Annotated in this window: 19 protein-coding genes; 10 read left to right on the top strand and 9 right to left on the bottom strand. The window is 67.5% G+C overall.

All coding sequences use genetic code 11. The features are described from left to right. The first annotated feature begins 2 nt into the window (after positions 1 to 2). A complete protein-coding gene (locus AC2EBU_RS14045; RefSeq protein WP_484611063.1) occupies positions 3 to 872 on the top strand; it encodes an SDR family NAD(P)-dependent oxidoreductase in 870 nt (289 codons plus the stop codon). Positions 873 to 1,038: 166 nt separating this feature from the next. Here AC2EBU_RS14045 and AC2EBU_RS14040 read toward each other — a convergent pair whose 3' ends face one another. Continuing rightward, on the bottom strand, positions 1,039 to 1,338 hold the full coding sequence (locus AC2EBU_RS14040) for an acylphosphatase (protein ID WP_484611062.1): 300 nt from the start codon (positions 1,336 to 1,338) through the stop codon (positions 1,039 to 1,041). 128 nt (positions 1,339 to 1,466) lie between these two features. Between AC2EBU_RS14040 and AC2EBU_RS14035 the strand changes: the two genes are divergently transcribed. Then, a complete protein-coding gene (locus tag AC2EBU_RS14035; RefSeq protein ID WP_484611061.1) occupies positions 1,467 to 1,730 on the top strand; it encodes a helix-turn-helix domain-containing protein in 264 nt (87 codons plus the stop codon). Between the two features lies 1 nt (position 1,731). Next, entirely contained in the window at positions 1,732 to 3,081 is a 1,350-nt protein-coding gene (locus AC2EBU_RS14030) for a type II toxin-antitoxin system HipA family toxin (RefSeq protein WP_484611060.1), read from the top strand. A 29-nt stretch (positions 3,082 to 3,110) separates the two neighbouring features. Here the strand turns inward: AC2EBU_RS14030 and AC2EBU_RS14025 are convergent, their stop codons facing one another. The 4 genes from AC2EBU_RS14025 to AC2EBU_RS14010 form a co-directional block, all read right to left on the bottom strand. Further along, the gene (locus AC2EBU_RS14025) at positions 3,111 to 3,365 is read right to left on the bottom strand and encodes an acylphosphatase (protein WP_484611059.1); all 255 of its coding nucleotides are present in this window, start codon (positions 3,363 to 3,365) and stop codon (positions 3,111 to 3,113) included. Positions 3,366 to 3,393: 28 nt separating this feature from the next. Beyond that, complete coding sequence (locus AC2EBU_RS14020) at positions 3,394 to 3,783, bottom strand: hypothetical protein (protein WP_484611058.1); 390 nt, start codon at positions 3,781 to 3,783, stop codon at positions 3,394 to 3,396. Further along, positions 3,780 to 4,691 (bottom strand): DUF6544 family protein, encoded by a 912-nt coding sequence (locus tag AC2EBU_RS14015; protein WP_484611057.1) that lies wholly within the window; start codon positions 4,689 to 4,691, stop codon positions 3,780 to 3,782. The genes AC2EBU_RS14020 and AC2EBU_RS14015 overlap by 4 nt, the downstream gene beginning before the upstream one ends. A 76-nt stretch (positions 4,692 to 4,767) precedes the next feature. Next, a complete protein-coding gene (locus AC2EBU_RS14010) occupies positions 4,768 to 5,427 on the bottom strand; it encodes a Crp/Fnr family transcriptional regulator (protein ID WP_484611056.1) in 660 nt (219 codons plus the stop codon). A 135-nt stretch (positions 5,428 to 5,562) separates the two neighbouring features. Here AC2EBU_RS14010 and AC2EBU_RS14005 point away from each other — a divergent pair, with 135 nt between their 5' ends. Beyond that, positions 5,563 to 5,943: an HIT family protein gene (locus AC2EBU_RS14005; protein ID WP_484611055.1), complete on the top strand. Its 381-nt coding sequence runs from the start codon at positions 5,563 to 5,565 to the stop codon at positions 5,941 to 5,943. A 61-nt stretch (positions 5,944 to 6,004) separates the two neighbouring features. Here the strand turns inward: AC2EBU_RS14005 and AC2EBU_RS14000 are convergent, their stop codons facing one another. After that, positions 6,005 to 6,289: a hypothetical protein gene (locus AC2EBU_RS14000; protein ID WP_484611054.1), complete on the bottom strand. Its 285-nt coding sequence runs from the start codon at positions 6,287 to 6,289 to the stop codon at positions 6,005 to 6,007. A gap of 95 nt (positions 6,290 to 6,384) precedes the next feature. Between AC2EBU_RS14000 and AC2EBU_RS13995 the strand changes: the two genes are divergently transcribed. The 6 genes from AC2EBU_RS13995 (at position 6,385) to AC2EBU_RS13970 (ending at position 12,505) form a co-directional block, all read left to right on the top strand. Continuing rightward, on the top strand, positions 6,385 to 7,452 hold the full coding sequence (locus AC2EBU_RS13995; RefSeq protein WP_484611053.1) for a helix-turn-helix domain-containing protein: 1,068 nt from the start codon (positions 6,385 to 6,387) through the stop codon (positions 7,450 to 7,452). A gap of 5 nt (positions 7,453 to 7,457) precedes the next feature. After that, the gene (locus AC2EBU_RS13990; protein WP_484611052.1) at positions 7,458 to 7,952 is read left to right on the top strand and encodes a PIN domain-containing protein; all 495 of its coding nucleotides are present in this window, start codon (positions 7,458 to 7,460) and stop codon (positions 7,950 to 7,952) included. Further along, entirely contained in the window at positions 7,933 to 8,364 is a 432-nt protein-coding gene (locus AC2EBU_RS13985; protein ID WP_484611051.1) for an HIT family protein, read from the top strand. Before AC2EBU_RS13990 ends, AC2EBU_RS13985 begins: the two co-directional genes overlap by 20 nt. Positions 8,365 to 8,367: 3 nt before the next feature. Then, the gene (locus tag AC2EBU_RS13980; protein WP_484611050.1) at positions 8,368 to 10,344 is read left to right on the top strand and encodes a DUF2075 domain-containing protein; all 1,977 of its coding nucleotides are present in this window, start codon (positions 8,368 to 8,370) and stop codon (positions 10,342 to 10,344) included. A gap of 41 nt (positions 10,345 to 10,385) precedes the next feature. Then, a complete protein-coding gene (locus tag AC2EBU_RS13975; protein ID WP_484611049.1) occupies positions 10,386 to 11,345 on the top strand; it encodes an HNH endonuclease in 960 nt (319 codons plus the stop codon). 233 nt (positions 11,346 to 11,578) lie between these two features. Further along, on the top strand, positions 11,579 to 12,505 hold the full coding sequence (locus AC2EBU_RS13970) for an alpha/beta fold hydrolase (protein WP_484611048.1): 927 nt from the start codon (positions 11,579 to 11,581) through the stop codon (positions 12,503 to 12,505). 149 nt (positions 12,506 to 12,654) lie between these two features. Here the strand turns inward: AC2EBU_RS13970 and AC2EBU_RS13965 are convergent, their stop codons facing one another. The 3 genes from AC2EBU_RS13965 to AC2EBU_RS13955 form a co-directional block, all read right to left on the bottom strand. Next, positions 12,655 to 14,838 (bottom strand): M13 family metallopeptidase, encoded by a 2,184-nt coding sequence (locus AC2EBU_RS13965; RefSeq protein ID WP_484611047.1) that lies wholly within the window; start codon positions 14,836 to 14,838, stop codon positions 12,655 to 12,657. 98 nt (positions 14,839 to 14,936) lie between these two features. Beyond that, entirely contained in the window at positions 14,937 to 15,149 is a 213-nt protein-coding gene (locus AC2EBU_RS13960; RefSeq protein WP_484611046.1) for a cation transporter, read from the bottom strand. A gap of 188 nt (positions 15,150 to 15,337) precedes the next feature. After that, positions 15,338 to 17,464 carry an FAD-dependent oxidoreductase gene (locus AC2EBU_RS13955; RefSeq protein ID WP_484611045.1) on the bottom strand — a complete coding sequence of 709 codons (2,127 nt, stop codon included), beginning with the start codon at positions 17,462 to 17,464 and terminating at the stop codon, positions 15,338 to 15,340. Positions 17,465 to 17,528 lie beyond the last annotated feature (64 nt).

The raw sequence follows: 17,528 nt of genomic DNA, 5'->3' as shown, positions 1-17,528 counted from the left end.
CCATGGCAGCTTCGTCGCCTGCCGCTGCACCTGTCACCCCCAACGGCCGGGTCGCCCTGGTCACCGGCGCCAACTCCGGCATCGGCCGCGTCACGGCCGTCGAACTGGCGCTGCAGGGGTTCCACGTCTTTCTGGCTTGCCGCGATGCGGGCAAGGCGGCCGAGGTGCTGCGCGAGATCGCCAAGCGCAGCGGCGGCACGGCCCAGGCCGAGTTCATCGCGCTGGACCTGGGCGACCTCGCCAGCGTGCGCCGCTGCGCGCAGGCCTTCAACGCGCGCGAGCTGCCGCTGCATGTGCTGGTCAACAACGCCGGGCTGGCCGGGCAGAAAGGGTTCGCCCCGTCCGGTTTCGAGCTGGCCTTTGGCGTCTGCCATGTCGGCCACTTCCTGCTGACGCAGCTGCTGCTGGATCGCCTGAAGGCAGCCGCGCCGTCGCGCGTGGTGGTGGTGGCCAGCCGGGCGCACCGCCATGCCAGGGGCATCGACTTTGACGCGGTGCGCCAGCCCACCCGCAGCCGCGGCGGCCTGATGGACTACAGCGTCGCCAAGCTGGCCAACATCCTGTTCGCCGCCGAGCTGGGGCGGCGCCTGGCGGGCACCGGCGTCACCACCTACGCGCTGCACCCCGGCGTGGTGGCCACGGGCATCTGGCGCGTGCTGCCCCGGCCGCTGGACGCCCTGGTCAAGCTGTTCATGATCGACTCGGAAGAGGGCGCGAAGACCACGCTGTACTGCGCCACCTCGGACGACGTGGCGAACCAGACCGGCCTGTACTACGTGAAAAGCGCCGTGGCGCGGCCCACGCCGGTGGCCCAGGATGCCGCGCTGGCGCAGGCGCTGTGGACGGCCAGCGAAGGCTGGGTGCAAGGCTGAAGCACCTGCGGGCCCTGGCGCAGGCGCGGGTCGCTCCCGGGCAGTCCTGAAACTATAGCAAAAGACGACCTTTTCACGCTGGGTATCGGGCATTTTGGCCCTGATTCCGGTTGTTGGGGGCCCCACAGCCGCCCGTGACCCTTCCCGGCGCGTCAGACCCGGCCCGCTACACCGTCTCGCGCTGCTCGAAGCCGGCCAAGGCGGGCTCCGGCTCGGCCGGCGTGACCTGCACCGCCTCCACCCGCGCCAGCTCCGGCCCGCGGTGGGCCCAGTCGATCAGCGCCAACACCGCCACCGCCGGGCCCTGGGCCAGCCCCTCCACGCTGCCGTCGCGCCGGTTGCGCACCCAGCCGCTCACGCCGAGCGCGCGCGCCTGCTGCGCCATGCTGGCGCGGTAATACACGCCCTGCACGCGGCCGGTGATGCGCAGGTGGCGGGTGAGCGTGGGCGGCGGTGGGGTGGGCATGGACGGATGGTAAACGGGCGGTCGGCTGCAAGCGCTGGACAACGTGCGGATTCACCCGTCATCCAGCTATTGCCAATTTATCCGCTTCGCAGATATGATGCAAATATCTGTACTTCAGATTTTCTACCATGTCCGCCGTCCTGCCCTCGCAACCCCTGATCACCGCCCTGCAGCTCGGCCACGTGCTGAAGTCAGCGCGCAAGCACCGCAAGCTCACGCAGGCCCAGGTCGCCGCTCGCCTGGGGCTGAGCCAGAACCGCGTTTCCTATCTGGAACAGCACCCGGATGAACTGAGTTTCAAGCAGTTGCTGGGCTGGTGCGCCGCCGTCGGGCTGGAATTGCGGCTGGGCCCGCGCGACAACACCGCGCCAACCGAGCCGGTGGAGTGGTGACATGGGGCGCCGCTCGCACAGCCGGACCCTGACCCTGTGGGCCAACGGCGAGCTCGTCGGCCGCTGGACCCTCACGGCCCGTGGCGACATGGAGCTGCACTACGACGCCGGCTGGATGGCCTCGCCACGCGGGCGGCCCATTTCCTTGTCGCTGCCGTTCAGCCTGCACAACGAGCCTTTGACAGGCCCCCACGTCGCCCACTACTTTGAAGGCCTGCTGCCCGACAGCGACACCCTCCGCCGTCGCGTGGCCGAGCGCTTCAGGACCGGCTCCACCGACGCCTTCGACCTGCTGGCCGCCATCGGGCGCGATTGCGCCGGGGCGCTGCAACTCTTGCCCGAAGGCGAGCTGCCGGTGGGCGTGGACCGCACCGAGGGCGTGGTGGTGGACGAAGCCGCCATCGAGCGCCACCTGCTCGACATGGTGACGCCCGAGCGCTTCGCCGCCGCCCGCGACCCCGACGACGACTTCCGCATCTCGCTGGCCGGCGCCCAGGAGAAAGACGCCTTCCTGTGGTGGAACGGCCAATGGATGAAGCCGCGCGGCGCGACGCCCACCACGCACATCTTCAAGATGCCGCTCGGCCTGGTCGGCGGGCGGCGGGCCGACTTCAGCACCTCGGTGGACAACGAATGGCTGTGCCTTCGCCTGCTCACCGCCTACGGTCTGCCCACCGCGCAGGCCCATATCGCCACGTTTGGCCGACAGCGTGTGCTGGTGGTGGAGCGCTTCGACCGGGTGAAGTCGTCCGATGGCACCCGGTTGCTGCGCCTGATGCAGGAAGACTTCTGCCAGGCCACGGGCACATCGCCGCACATCAAGTACGAGAACGAAGGCGGGCCCGGGCTGGCGCCCCTGTTCACGCTGGTGCAGCAGTCGCTGGACGCCGAGCGCGACCTGCGCACCCTGATGGCATCGCAAATCCTGTTCTGGATGCTGCGCGCGCCGGACGGTCATGCCAAGAACTTCAGCATCCAGCTCCAGGCCGGTGCTGCCGGGCGCTTTCGGCTTGCGCCGTTGTACGACGTGATGTCCGCCCACCCGGTGATCGGCGACGGGCCCAACCAGTGGGCCGCGCGCGAACTCAAACTGGCCATGGCGCTACTGGGCAAGAACCGGCATTACCTGATGCACACCATCCAGCGCCGGCACTTCAACAGCACCGCCAAAAAGCTGGGCTACGGAGAAACCGCCGAACCCCTGCTGCAGGAACTGGTCGAGCGCACGCCGGCCGTGGTGGCACAGGTGCAAAACGAGCTGCCAGAAGGCTTCTCGCAACAGGTCGCCGACCAGATTCTGGACGGCCTGCTCAGCGCCGCCCGGGCGCTGGAGGCCATGCCAGCCGCCTGACCGATGCGGCGCAGCCGCGCTCAAGCACATCAATCATTCCCAAAACAATAGCTGCTCATGACCATTTGACGCTGGGAAAAGCCTGTTTCGATCAGAAAAAGACGCTTCGCCGGCCCCGGGCCCTGGGCCAGCGCCTCCACGCTGCCGTCGCGCCGGTTGCGCACCCAGCCGGCCACGCCCAGCGCACGCGCCTGCTGCGCCATGCTGGCGCGGTAATACACGCCTTGCACGCGGCCGGTGATGCGCAGGTGGCGGGTGAGGGTGGGCGGCGGCGCGGTGTGCATGGCGCGATTGTCGCCGCCCGCTCCGCCGTCAGTCCCGGCTGCGCCACAGCCGCCAGGCCGACCAGGCGATCACCAGCACGCACGCGCTGCCCACCGCGATCACCGGCGTCAGCGCCGCGGCGTGCACCTCGGTCAAGAGCTTGTGCGGCCCCACCGACGGCAGGTACGACAGGCCCGCCAGCAGCGACACCCACGGCGCGGCACGATGGCGGCCGCGCACCACCACCAGGGCCGCCACCGCCAGGGCGATGTTGGCCGCCACGAAGGGCAGCTTGTCGTGCGGCGGGCTGGGCACGATGCCGGCGAGCGCCGCCACCGCCATGAACAGGCTCAAGGCCAGCAAGGCGGCCAACGCGGCCGTCAGCGGCACCTGCGGATCCGCATGCCCCGGCACATGGTTTTCGTTCGTGTGGTTCATTGCGCCCTCCCGGCCGTTTCGAACACCACCTCGTCGATGACCTCACGAACCTGCTCGAACTCACCGCCCCCCAGCACCCAGCGTATCGACATGGTCGTGGGCAGGCGCAGGCCCGCCATCTCGCGGTAGTTGCCGCGGGTCATCACCCATCGGGCGGGCACCCAGCGTTCGGCCACATCGCCGGAGAAGCGCAGCTTGCGGTCGTTGCTTTCGCATTCGGTCAGCGCGCCCTGGGCGTCGAAGCGGCACAGCATGCTGGCGCTGATCGCGCCGTCGCGCACATGGGCGCGCGCGCTGCCGGCGTCCACCGCCTCCCAGCGCAGGTTCGGCCCGGGCATCAGCATGGCCGGGGCCTGAGTCGCCTCGGCGAAGAAGCGGATCAGGTAGGTGGCCGCCATCGCCTCGTCGCCCTCGTCGATCAGCACCGTGCCGTCGTCGCGCACCGCCCAGATGTGGGTCTGGCCGTTGACGTAGCGGTCGCGCACATCCACCGCGAAGCGCGGGTTGGTCCAGCGGGTGTCCCACACATAGCCCAGGCCGGCTTTGGACAGCGCCATGGTCTGGCTGCCGGTCATGGCCATCCAGGGCGTGGCGGCATCCACCCGCTCCCGCCCGCCGGTCTGCGGCAGGCGGACCTCGCCGGTGAAACGGATCCGCGCGTAGCGGGCCAGCGGCTGGCGGTCGAGCCCGGTGTAGGCCACGTACCGGCGCACCGGCTCGGGCAGGCGGTTCAGGTCCAGCGGGTCCGCGTCAGGGGGCTGGGCGGCCATGGCCGACAGCTGGCGCAGCTCGCCGTCGACGCGTTCGCGCATATGCGGCTGCGCCACCTGGGCCAGCGCAGCGCCCGCCGCCCAGAGGCACGCCAGGGCCACGGTGGTGCGGTGCATAAAGAACAAGCTTCGGGTCATGGGAACACCTCGCAAAGTCAGGGTGTTCACAGACTAGGGGCGCCGCGCCGCTTTGCCCTTAACAGATGTTCAGAACTCAGCGCGCCACCGCGCGGGCCTTGTCGGCCCGGCGCAGCCGTGAGAGCGACACGTCGGTCATCCCCAGAAAACTCGCCAGGTGCTTGAGCGGCACCCGCCCCGCCAGGCCCGGAAACCGCTGGCCAAACGCCTGGTAGCGCTGCCGCCCGTCCAGCGCCAGCAAATCATGCTCGCGCTGCAGCTTGCCCGTCAGCAGCCGGGCCAGCAGCTCGCACTGCAGCTCGCGCCAGAGCCCGTGCTCGGCCAGGCCGGCGCGCATCGCCGCCGCGTCGGCCACCCAGCAGTGAGTGGCCTCGATGGTGTGGATGCCGAACAGCGAGGGCTCCAGCCACATGGCCGGCGCGATCGGGCAGATCAGGCTGCCCTCGGCGTAGAAGTTCTTGTTGAACTCATGGCCCTCGCGGTCCACAAAGTGCATGCGGATCAGGCCGGTGCGGATCAGGAACGCGCGCTGCCAGACCTCCCCCTGGCGCAGCAGCGCCGCCTTGGGCGGCACCTGCAGCGGGCGGAAGCGCGGCGCCAGGTGGCGCGCGGCGGCCTCGATGCGGTCCACCGGCGGGTGAGGCAGCAAGCCGGCCAACACGGCTACCAACGGCTGCGGCGCCAGGGCGCCATCGCCCGGCGGGGCGGCGGCCAGCGGCGTGGACGGATCGGACATGCGCAAATTATTGATCCGGATGCCCCCGCCGAACCTCCCCGCCGCCCAACCAGCGGCCCGGCGCCCCGGCCACCACCGCTGGCCGAAAGCGGCGACACTTGACGCATCGGCGCGCGCCGCTGCGCACCGCCACGCATGACCAACCCGCCCTGCCCCTTCTGCCACCTGCCCGCCGAACGCATCGCCGGCGGCAACACGCTGGGCCTGATCGTGCGCGACGCGTACCCCGTCTCGCCCGGCCACACACTGATCATTCCGCGCCGGCACATCGGCTCGTTCTTCGAGCTCACCCCCGACGAGCGCACCGCCCTGCTGGCGCTGCTGGACGAAGCCCGCGACGGCCTGGCGCGCAGCCACCAGCCCGCGGCCTGGAACATCGGCATCAACGACGGCCCGGCCGCCGGCCAGACCGTGCCGCACCTGCACATCCACCTGATCCCGCGCTACGCGGGCGATGTGGAAGACCCGCGGGGCGGGGTCAGGTGGGTGATGCCGGGGAAGGCGAGGTATTGGTGAGGTCGGCCAAAGTTTGCTGGCAAGTGGCCCGTGCCAGGCTGTTGTACGACACGCCCTCTGCTCACCAAATACTCAGCAAGCGTTTTCTGTCTTTAAGGTACAGCTTCACCGCCAATGCCAGGAATGAGACCAGTCCGAACCAAGCGACCCGGTCATATCGGTGCAGCAGCTTGTCTTGTATGGCACCCGTCAGCGGTGCCAATGGTCCATGGAACTCCACGCCCGAGACCATGAAGTGGCCGAGCAACAAAGTACCGAAAAACGAAATGACCGCCAACGCAAGCGCTACTTGTGTCTTGCGCGAGTAGGCAAAGACGTACAGAAATTCAGCCCACCAGTCAGCCATTGAGTGACCTCATTTTGATTCGTCAGATTGACAGGTCTAAGTTTACAAAATAAACTGTCAAACCTCAATATGTAAACCACAAGTCGGAGTTAACCATGATCGGAAACCGACTCAAGCGGGCCCGTGCGGCCCTGGGCCTGTCGCTTCGCGACCTTGAAGCCGCCCTCAATGGCCAAGTGTCCGCACAAGCCATTGGCAAATACGAGCGCAATGAAATGATGCCGGGCTCTGCGGTGCTGCTTGCACTGGCCAAAGCACTGCAAATCACGCCGGAGTACCTGCTGAGTGAACGCGAAATTTCCCTGGCCGGAGTCGACTTTCGCAAGTCGCCTCATGCCGGAGTCAAGGAAGAACGGGCCGTTGAGGCTGCCGTCCTGGATCAGGTCGAGCGTTACCTGGCGCTGGAAGAACTGCTGCCCAGCTCCGACGCGGAATGGGCCGCGCCCGATGACGCGGTGTTCACCATTGGGCGCGTGGAAGACGCCGAAGCTGCCGCAGACTCGCTGCGCCGGCTGTGGGAGTTGGGCATCGACCCCATTCCCATGCTGGCCGAGTTGCTGGAAGAAAAGGGCGTCAAAGTGATCGCCCTTGACCTGCCTGAAAGCGTTTCCGGCTCCAAAGCCTTCGTCCAGCGCTCAGACCACAGCGACGTGCCCGTCATCGTCGTCAACCAAGGCCATAACGGCGAACGGCAGCGCTTCACGTTGGCGCATGAGCTGGCGCACCTGGTGCTGCGCTTCAGTGGCCTCAGCGAAGCAGACGAAGAAAAGGCTGCGGACCGCTTTGCGGGCGCCTTCCTCATGGCCAAGGACATGATGTTGCAGTTGTTGGGCAAACACCGCACGTCCATCTCGTTGGGCGAACTGGCAGAGCTCAAGAAGCTGTTCAAAGTGAGCATCGCATCACTGGCAGTCCGCTGCTCGCAGATTGGCGTGCTGACCAAGGCTGCCTATAGAAGGCTTTGGGCCCAAATCAAGGGCCAGGGCTGGAATGGCCCCCAATCGTCCGAGCCCCACAAGCTGCCACCCGAAGTGCCCAGCCGAATGGAGCGGTTATGCCTGCAGGCCGTCGCCGAAGAAGCCATCTCCGAGGCCAAAGCCGCTGAGCTATTGCGCATCAGTGTCCGAGAGCTGGACCGCCGCCTGATGGCCCAAGTTGCCTGACCTGCATGATCATTCTCGTCTCCGACACCTCGGTGCTGATCGACCTGGAGCGAGGCGGATTGCTGGAGGCCGCCTTCACGTGCGGCCTGACCATGGTCGTGCCCGACCTGCTTTACGAAAAGGAGCTGGCAGCAGAAAACGGACCCTGGCTTCGGCAACTGGGGCTTGGCGTCGTCAGCCTCTCGCCCCAGGAACTGAGCCTGGCGCAAGAAGTGCACAACACACGGTCCGCCCTTTCACTGCCGGATTGCTTTGCGCTGAGCTGCGCCACCCGAGACGGCTACGAACTCGTCACCAACGACAAAGCCCTGCGCAGCGAAGCGCTGGCGCGCCTGGGCAAGGTGTTTGGCCTGTTCTGGATGCTGGACCAGATGGCCGCCTCGGGGAAGGTTTCCACTGACATCCTGTTCAACGGATTGACGCAGATCGCGGGGCACCCGCGCTGCCGCCTACCGGGCGCCGAAATCAGGAGTCGTTTGAATGCCTGGAGGCCTGTTTAGGCTCTTGCGTAACGCGAGGGCACCGGGCGCGTCTCGCGTCCCACCCTGCCCCTTCTGCCACCTGCCGCCCGAGCGCATCGCCGGCGGCAACGCGCTGGGCCTGATCGTGCGCGACGCGTACCCGGTCTCGCCCGGGCACACGCTCATCATCCCGCGCCGGCATGTGGGCAGCTTTTTCGAGATCACGCCCGACGAACGCGCCGCCCTGCTGGCCCTGCTGGACGAAGCCCGCGAGGGCCTGGCGCGCAGCCACCAGCCCGCAGCCTGGAACATCGGCATCAACGACGGCCCCGCCGCCGGCCAGACCGTGCCGCACCTGCACATCCACCTGATCCCGCGCTACGCGGGCGATGTGGAAGACCCGCGGGGCGGGGTGCGGTGGGTGGTGGCGGGGAAGGCGCGATACTGGTGAGCTATGAATGCCTACTACTCGACCAGCCTCGCCGAGTTCCTGAACACACCAGACGAGGCTGTCCTAGGAAAGCTGGTGGAAAACTCGCTGTTTCCCATCGAACTCGATCAGCGAAATGCCTGGTCTCAGCAAATTGAATTGCTGAAAGAGCCGCTCAAGCCTTGGTCGGGCCAAGGACATGTTTTCTTCGAGTTCGTCGTCCCCCGGATGGGCCGGCGAATTGATGTCCTGGTGATCGTTCGAAACGCGATCTTTGTCATCGAATTCAAAGTCGGCGAATCCCATTTCACTCGCCACGCATTGGATCAAGCCTGGGACTATGCCCTTGATCTAAAGAATTTTCACGAACCCAGTCATAGCGCGACGATCGTTCCGGTTCTGGTTGCAACTGAGGCCAGACAGGCGGATTTTCAGGTCACTACCAGCCATCACAACGATGGCGTGCTTTTCCCCGTGAAAGCCACCCCGGCCCAAATTGCAGACTGCATTCAGCAGGCGTTGATATTCGCAGACGGCGCTGCAATCAATGCGAGTGAATGGTTGTCGGGTCGGTACAAACCAACCCCGACCATCGTCGAGGCAGCTACAGCGCTCTATGGTCGGCACTCAGTTGCAGATTTGTCGCGAAGCGACGCCGACGCAAAGAACCTTTCGCTGACTGCAACCGCCGTTGATCAGTTGATACAAAAAGCAAGGTTGAATCGGGAAAAGGCTATTTGTTTCATTACTGGCGTACCGGGTGCCGGAAAGACATTGGTCGGCCTCGACATTGCTACAAAGCACATGGACGCCAAGAATGAACTACACAGCGTCTATTTGTCCGGAAACGGCCCCCTTGTAAAGATTCTCTGCGAAGCGCTTACCAGGGACGAAGTTGCTCGCGGCAGGTCCAGAAATCTCAAACTCAGAGTAGGGGAAGTCCGTAAGGCCGTGGAAGCGTTTATTCAAAACGTTCATCACTTCCGAGATGCTTACCTTTCCGACCCACGCGCGCCGTCGGATCACGTTGTGATTTTTGACGAGGCTCAGCGCGCATGGACGATGGAGCAAACGACGACGTTTATGGCACGAAAGAAAGGGCGGCCAAACTTCAATCGTTCTGAGCCCGAGTTTCTAGTTTCTTGCATGGATCGCCACAACGATTGGGCCGTCATCGTTTGTCTGGTCGGAGGCGGCCAAGAAATCAACACCGGCGAAGCCGGAATCGGTGAATGGTTAGCTGCCATCGAACGACACTTCCCGAATTGGGAGGTGCACATTTCCCCGAACCTCACTGACAGTGAATACGCTGCCGCCGATGCAATTCATTCGCTGCAGAATCGCGTCAAAGTGGTACTTAACGAAGACCTGCATCTTGCGGTATCGATGCGGTCTTTCCGAGCTGAGCACGTCTCCGCTTTTGTGAAGCATTTACTTGATCGGGAAATTGCTTCGGCCAAGAAGAGCCTTGCATCTATTTGCGCTCGATACCCCATCGCAGTGACTCGCGATCTGTCAGCCGCAAAACGCTGGCTTATGGAAAAGGCGCGCGGTTCGGAGCGATACGGCATTGTTGTTTCGTCGCAGGCGGAACGCCTCAAGCCTCACGCCATCAATGTGCGCTCGCCCATGGACCCGGTTCACTGGTTTCTCGACAACAAAGACGATGTACGGTCCTCCTATTACTTGGAGGATGTTGCGACGGAGTTCCACGTCCAAGGACTGGAATTGGATTGGGCATGCGTCGTTTGGGATGCGGACTTGCGCTCGGGACCTTCGGACTGGAGCCATCACCAATTTGTCGGCAACAAGTGGCAAAAGATAAACAAGGCTGAACGTCAAACCTATTTGAAGAATGCTTATCGAGTCCTCTTGACCAGAGCGCGGCAAGGAATGGTGATCGTCGTTCCCGCAGGGGATCAGAACGATCCAACGCGAGACCCTGCTTTTTACGATCCGATTTTTGAATACCTGTGTCAGATTGGCTTGCCCGAAATCTGATTCAAAGCTTCGAGAGTTAAAGAAGAACCCAACCCGTCGCCATGTCGGCCCTCGCCACCTACCAGCAAGCCCTCACCCGCCTGGTCGTTGCCCAGCGCGCCGGGCGGGCCAGCCCGCACAAGATTTGTTTGCTGTTGGCGGTGTTGGATCTGGCGCGGGCCGGTGGCTTGCCGGTGAACCGCATCGTCTTCGGCCCGCCACTGCTGGAGCGTTATCACGGCTTTTTCAACGCGGTGAAGCAGCCGGGCGACCACGCCAACCCCTACTTTCCGTTTTTTCACCTCGCCGGCAAGCTGCGCGGCGGGGGCGCCAGCTTCTGGCATCTGGTGCCTCAGCCGGGGCGCGAGACCGTGCTGGCCGCCATGAGCACCGCGCGCAGCCTGCGCGACATCACCGACAACATTGCCTGGGCTGAGCTGGATGCGGACCTGTTCGCCCTGCTGCAGCAGCCCGAGGCGCTGGATGCGTTGGGCCAGACGCTGGCTGGTCACTGGTTTGACCGGGGCTTGCAAGAGTTGGGCACCATTGCGGCGCAAAGCGAGGCCAGCAGCCGATACGAATACCGCTTGCGCCATGGCGAACCGTTGACCGCCACCGAGCCGCCGCCCGCCTGGGTGCGCGACCCGGCGTTTCGCCGGGTGGTGACCGAGGCCTACGACTGGCGCTGCGCCGCCACCGGGCTGCGCATCTTGCTGCCGACGGGCGAGTCGCTGGTTGAGGCCGCGCACATCCACCCGTTCAGCGCAGCGGGTGACGACGATCCGCGCAACGGGCTGGCACTCACCCCCGACATGCACTGGGCGCTGGACAGGCACCTGATTGCCCCAGGCGAGGACTTGTTATGGCACGTCAGCCCGCTGCTGGACCGCCGCATTCCCGACTATGCCCCGCTGGTGCGACTGGACAGCCAGCCACTGATCCTGCCCACGGAACGCCGCTACGCCCCCAAACGCGACGCCCTGGCCTGGCGCATGGCCCACCTGCGCCGCCCCGCCCCCTGACCGCCACCCCGGCTGGCGAAAACGGCTCTCGCAAGCCGTTTTCAAGCAAAAACTGCCCATACCCAGCGTAAAACTGTCATAGTTTGCTATGGTTTCAGGACTGCTTCGGAGCCCGTTGCAGCCCCGCCAGGCGCCCCGGCGGTGATTTCCCGGGCGCTTTGGCTGCCGGTTTGGGGCCACAATGGCCGCAGCCAGTCCGCGCCCCCTGCCCCACCACCTCACTGCCAACCCCCATGCCCTCCACCCCCTGGTTTGATGGTTTTGAAGCGCGCCGCATCGCCACCACCGGCGCCGAGATTTTTGTGCGCACCGGGGGTGACCCGGCGGCGCCGGCGCTGCTGCTGTTGCACGGGTTTCCGCAGACGCATGTGATGTGGCGGCGGGTGGCGCAGCGGCTGCAGCGCGACTTTTTTCTGGTGCTGCCGGATTTGCGCGGCTACGGTGATTCGTCGCACGCGCCGGGCCTGCCGGACCACAGCAACTACAGCAAGCGCGCGCTGGCGCAAGACCTGGTGGAGGTGATGGATGCGCTGGGCGTGGCGCACTTTGGCCTGTGCGGGCACGACCGCGGCGGGCGGGTGGCGCACCGGCTGGCGCTGGACCACGCGGCGCGGGTGCGCCGGCTGTGTGTGATCGACATCGCGCCCACGCTGGACATGTATGCCCGCACCGACTTTGACTTTGCCCGGGCCTACTACCACTGGTTCCACCTGATCCAGCCCGCGCCGCTGCCCGAGCGGATGATTGGCGGCAACCCGCGCGACTACCTGCACGCCAAGCTGGGCGGCTGGGGCAGCGGCGGGCTGGGCCACATCGAGCCGGCGGCGCTGGCCGAATACGAGCGCTGTTTCTGCGCCCCCGCGCCCGATGACGGCGCTCTGCCGCCCGCCATCCACACCGCGTGTGAAGACTACCGCGCCAGCGCCGGCATCGATCTGGAGCACGACCGCGCCAGCCGCGCGCGTGGCGACAAAATTGCCTGCGACACGCTGGTGCTGTGGGGCGCACACGGCGTGGTGCAGCGTCTGTTTGACCCGCTGTCGCTGTGGCAGGCCCAGTGCAGCGGCGCCGTCACCGGCTGGGCCATGCCGGCGGGGCATTTCATCCCCGAGCAGCTGCCGGAGGAGACGGCCACGGCGCTGCGGGCGTTTATGGGGTGAGGCGGGAGCGGGCGGGCAGGGCTTCGACAGGCTCAGCCCGAACGGAGTGGGGGAGCCCGAACGGAGTGGGGGAGCCCGAACGGAGTGGGGGAGCCCGAACGGGGTGGGGGGAGGCCGAGCGGGGCGGCGCGGACGCTGGCGCAGCGGGCCTACCAGATGCGCGCGCGCTGGGCGGGCGCCAGCCACATGGGGTCGCCCGGTTGGGTGCCGAAGGCCTTGTGGAAGGCGTCCAGGTTGCGCAGGGGGCCGAAGCCGCGCAGAAAGCCCAGGGCGTGGAAGTCGTTGGCGGCCAGGTAGCGGATGCGCTCGGTGCGGGCCTTGAAGGTCCACAGCTGGGCCCAGGCGACGAAGCAGCGCTGGTCGGTGGTCAGGCCGTCCACGGTGGGGGTTTGTTGGCCTTTCAGGGCGCGGTTGAGCGCGGCGTGGGCCAGGGCGATGCCGCCCAGGTCGGCGGTGTTTTCGGTCAGGGTGAGGGTGCCGCTCTGTTTCAGGCCGGGCAGCACGGAGTAGGTGTTGTACTGGTCCACCAGCAGCTGGGTGCGTTTGGCGAACTCGGCCGCGGCGGTGGGCGTCCACCAGTCGCGCACGTTGCCGATGGCGTCGTACAGGCGGCCGTTGCTGTCAAACCCGTGGGTCAGCTCGTGGCCGATGACGGCGCCGATGGTGCAGTAGTTGACGGCCTGGTCGCCGCCGGGGGTGTAGAACGGCGGCTGCAGGATGGCCGCGGTGATGTCGATGCTGTTGTTGGCAGGGACGTAGGCCGCGTTCACCGAGACCGGTGTGGTGTAGGGCGGGGTGCTGAAGCGGTCCGGCCGCACGGGCTGGTTCAGGCGGTCGCGGTCGCGCTCGAACATGAACCGCGCCACGCGCTGGTTGTTGCCCAGGTGGTCGTCGGGCCGGATGTCGATGCTGCTGAAGTCGATCCAGTCCGCCTCTTTGGGATAACCCACCTGAATGTCGATGCGGGCGAGCTTTTCGAGTGCCTGCTGGCGGGTGGGCTCATCCAGCCAGGGGTTGGTGCGCAGCCGGGTCTCGAATTCCTGACGGATGCGCGCGACCATGGTGGTGATGTCACGCCGCGTGGCATCGGTGAAGTAGGTCTTGACGTACATGCGCGACAGCGGGTGGAACAGCTTCATGGAAATGGCGTTGACCGCCTGCTCTTCCCGCGGCTCGGCCCGGACCAGCTGGTCGCGCTGGCGCTCGTATTCTTCGGTCATGCCGTACCAGGGCTGGCCCAGGAAACGGGCATTGGCCGACAAGGTGAACCACCGCAAGAATGCCTGTATGTCTTCCCTGGAGCGGGTCTGAAGGACGGTGTTCAGCGCGCGCAGGCCTTCGATGTCGGTGACCTGCAATCGGTCGACTTGCGCGTAGCCCAGCGCACCCAGCAGCCGGGCGAGGTCGATCGACGGTATCAGGGCCTGGGCTTGCGCGACCGTCATGATGTTGTAGGTGCGCTGCGGATCGCGGGCTTGCAGGGGGGTGAGCCTGGCGGCGCTGAGCTCGGCCTCCATGGCCAGGATGGTGCGGGCGTGGGCGGCGGCGCGCTCGGCGCTGTCACCGGCCTGCTGCAGCATGCGGGTGATGTAGCTCACATAGAGGTCGCGGATGCGCTGGCTGGGGGCGTCGGTGTACTGGTTCTGCTCCAGTTGCGCACCGCCGGCCGCCAGCAGCAGCACGCGGCGGGTGTTGTCCCGGGCGTCAGTGATCGGCCAGGCGATCAGCAGCGGACCTCCGCCATCGACCAACTGCTGGGCGCTGTGGCGGGCCAGGTCGACCGGCGTGGTGGCGGCGGCAGCAGCCGCCAAGGCGGGCTTCAGGGGCTCCAGGCCCAGTTGGTCCAGGCGCGCGGTGTTCATGGCAGCGCGGTAGAAGTCGCCCACCTGCTGCTCGGGGCTGCCCTTGGGGGCGGCAGCGGTGCTGGCATTCAAGGTCAGGCTGAGCAACTGGTGCTTGATGGTCGTCTTGAGCATCGAGAAGCCGCTGATGTCGGTCTCGGCGTCGGGGATGGTCAGACTGTTGAGCCAGTTGCCGGTGGCATAGGCATAGAAGTCGGCGCGCGGGCTGACGCTGCGGTCCATGTGGCGGGGCGAGTAGCCCAGGGGACCGACGGGCAACACCGCGCCGGCGCGGGTGGGCCGCTCGATCACCGTGGCGTGGCCAGCCGGGGCGCCCGAGGCTGCCCCCACCGTCTGGGCACCGAGCGGCAGCGCGGCCGCCAGCAGCGCCGGCAACAGCGCGGGTTTGAGCGCGGGGCGAAGTGCCGTGCGCCAAGTGGCGCGCAGGGTGGCCAGGGTCGGGCGGGCGGGCGTCGGGGTGCGAGGCGGCATGGTTGTCTCCGGAGGTTTCCGTGCCATTGTGGGGCAGTTGCGCGCTCAGTGTCTTGTGACGGCGCCAGCCACCTTCGGCCGGCAAACCGGCGGGGGGGTCAGCCGCGTACCTGCGCGTCGTAGCCGGCTTCGGCCAGCGCGGCGGCGATGTCTTCGGCGGCGATCATGGTGCTGTGGCTCACCCAGGCGGTGCGCTCGGGCAGGTTGACGTCGGCCTGGTGCACGCAGGGCAGATCCTGCAGCTCGAACATGACGGCGTCGGCGGCGTCCTGGTCGGCCATGGCGGGGATGTGGAAGGTGGTTTCGGGCATGGGGCGATGATGCCGGCGGGTGGGTGACCTTGGTGGTGGTGCGGGTTGGCGGGCCTGTCGGCCGGCGCCCGGGGGCCACCAAGGCCCCCAGAGACGCTTCATCGGCCTGCCGGGGTGCCACCCGGTCTTGTCTGGCCGATTTTTCAAGCATATTCAGCCACTTCCCAGCGCCAAATGGTCCTCGGTTGCTATGTATTCGTGAGTAACTGGGCAGGCTTGGTGTCCAGCAAACCGGGCACCAGCGCGTCGGCGGCCAGCGCGCCGGAGATCACCACCGCCTCGATGCCGGGGCCGTGGGTGGCGCTGCCGGCCAGCACCAGGCCTTCGATGGGTGTTTTCACCGGCAGCTTGGGGCCGGTGCTGCCGTAGATGGCGCCCTGGGTGCTCCAGTTGTAGCGGCGGAAGGTGAGCGGGCTGGCCTCGGTGCGGCAGACGATGCGCGCGCGCAGGCCGGGCAGCGCGGTTTCGGCCAGGTCGATCAGCTCGTCGGCCAGGCGGCGCTTGCGCTCGGCGTAGGCGGCGCTGTGGCGCGTGGCGGGGTCGTCGGTGGCCGTTTCGGTGGCTTCGGCGAACCAGGTGCGGGCCTCGTCCTGCGGCAGCAGGCGGATCAGCTCCACGGTGCTGTAGCCGGCCGGCGCGGCCGATGCGTCCGCCTGGGTGGGCAGCACGATGCCCACGCCCTGCCCGCCCCGGCGCAGGTGAATGAGCGCGGGCAGATCGCCAAAGCCGCCGCGCACGCCCAGGTGCACGCAGAAGGCCGAGCACGCGGGCGCACGCTGCGCCAGCGCGGCGCGGGTGGCGGCGGGCCAGGCGTCGGGGGCGATCAGCCCGCGGGCGGCGCCCAGCAGGTCGGCGTTGAGCACCACGGCGGCGGCGCGCACCGTCTCGCCGCCGGCCAGCACCACGCCTTGTACCCGGCCGCCTTCTACCTGCACGCGCTGCACCGGCGTGCCCAGGCGCACGATGCCGCCATCCAGCGCGATGGCGTCGGCCAGCGCCTGCGCCAGCACGCCCGATCCGCCGTGCGGGTACCAGCCGCCTTTGAGCGTGTAGCCGAACAGCGGCACCATGTCGCCCACGGTCAGGGTGGCGGCGTCATCGGTCACGTAGCCGGCCAGGCCCAGCAGCATGGCCTGCGCCTGCGGCGAGAGGCCGTGGGCCTGCAGCAGGCGGGCAAAGGGCTGGTCGAGCCAGCGCACCACCAGCGGGTGGGCGCGGGCGTAGTCCAGCAGGCCCTGCACGCTGCGCGGGCTGCCGGGGATGCCGCTGCGATGCGGGGCCTCGGCGTACATGCCCTCAAAGAGCGTGCGGATTTCGGCCAGCGCGGCGCGCAAGGCGGCGGCCTCATCGGGCAGACGCGCGGCCATGGCGTTGACGTAAGCGTCCCAGTCGGTGGGCACGTCGAAGGCCGCCCCGTCGGTGACGAAGCGGTGCTGCAGCCGTTGCCAGTCGATGGCCTCGCCCAGGCCCAGGCGCGCCAGCACGCCGTGCACCGGCCCGCCCGGCCACACGCCCGAAACGTCGTGCACGCCCGAGTCGAATCGGAAAGGCAGCGTGGCCGCGCCGTCGCGGCCCGTCCAGCCCCAGGTGTGGGCGTAGCCGCCGGGGGCGGTGTGCTGCTCGGCCACCAGCACCTTCAGGCCTGACTGCGCCAGCAGCGCGGCGGCCGTGAGCCCGCCGATGCCGGCGCCCACCACCACGACGTCTACGGCATCCGCACCCCTCGCGGCGCGGGCGGCGGCAAAGTCGGGTGCGGGCCAGGGGTGGGGGTCTTGCGCGGCCAGGCGGGCCTGCAGTGCGGCCCGCACCCAGCGCCGCGGTGTCAGCACCGACGCCACGATGCCGCCAGCCACCGGCACCAGCGAGGCCCAGGCCGGCAGGTGCAATGCGTTGGCCAGCGCCAGCCAGGCGAACAGCACCGCCCACAGCGCAGAAAGCGCGCGGTTGATGCGAAGGAACAGCGGGTCGTGCTCGGTGCCGGCGTATTCGCGCCGGGCAAAGTCAGCCGTCCAGGGCCGCCCGCGCGCCAGGCTGACGGCCGCGCCCAGGCTCAGCCCCGCAAAACCGGCTGCGCTGGCGGCCAAGCCCGAAGGCGGCCCGGCCAGCAGGCACCATGCGGCGATGGCCGCCAGCGTGAGCGCCATGGCGACTTCCAGCTGCGGCACGGGTTGGCGCGTGGCCCGCCGCCAGGCCACCAGCGCACCGGCCAGCCCCGCGCCGACCACCGCCCCGGCGGTGACCTGCCCCAGCCCCACGGCGATGCCGAAGGCGGCAAAGGGAATCAGCGTGATCTTGACGGCCAGGGTGGTGTTCATGGCGGGGCCTCTCGGCGGGTGTTTGCATCGTTGCGGCCCCAGCATCGCGCGAGCGCGCCGCCGC

It is taken from the genome of Curvibacter sp. T50 (assembly GCF_057219955.1).
The sequence above is the reverse complement of the archived record's forward strand: the minus strand, read 5'-3'. Positions and strand labels throughout refer to the sequence as shown.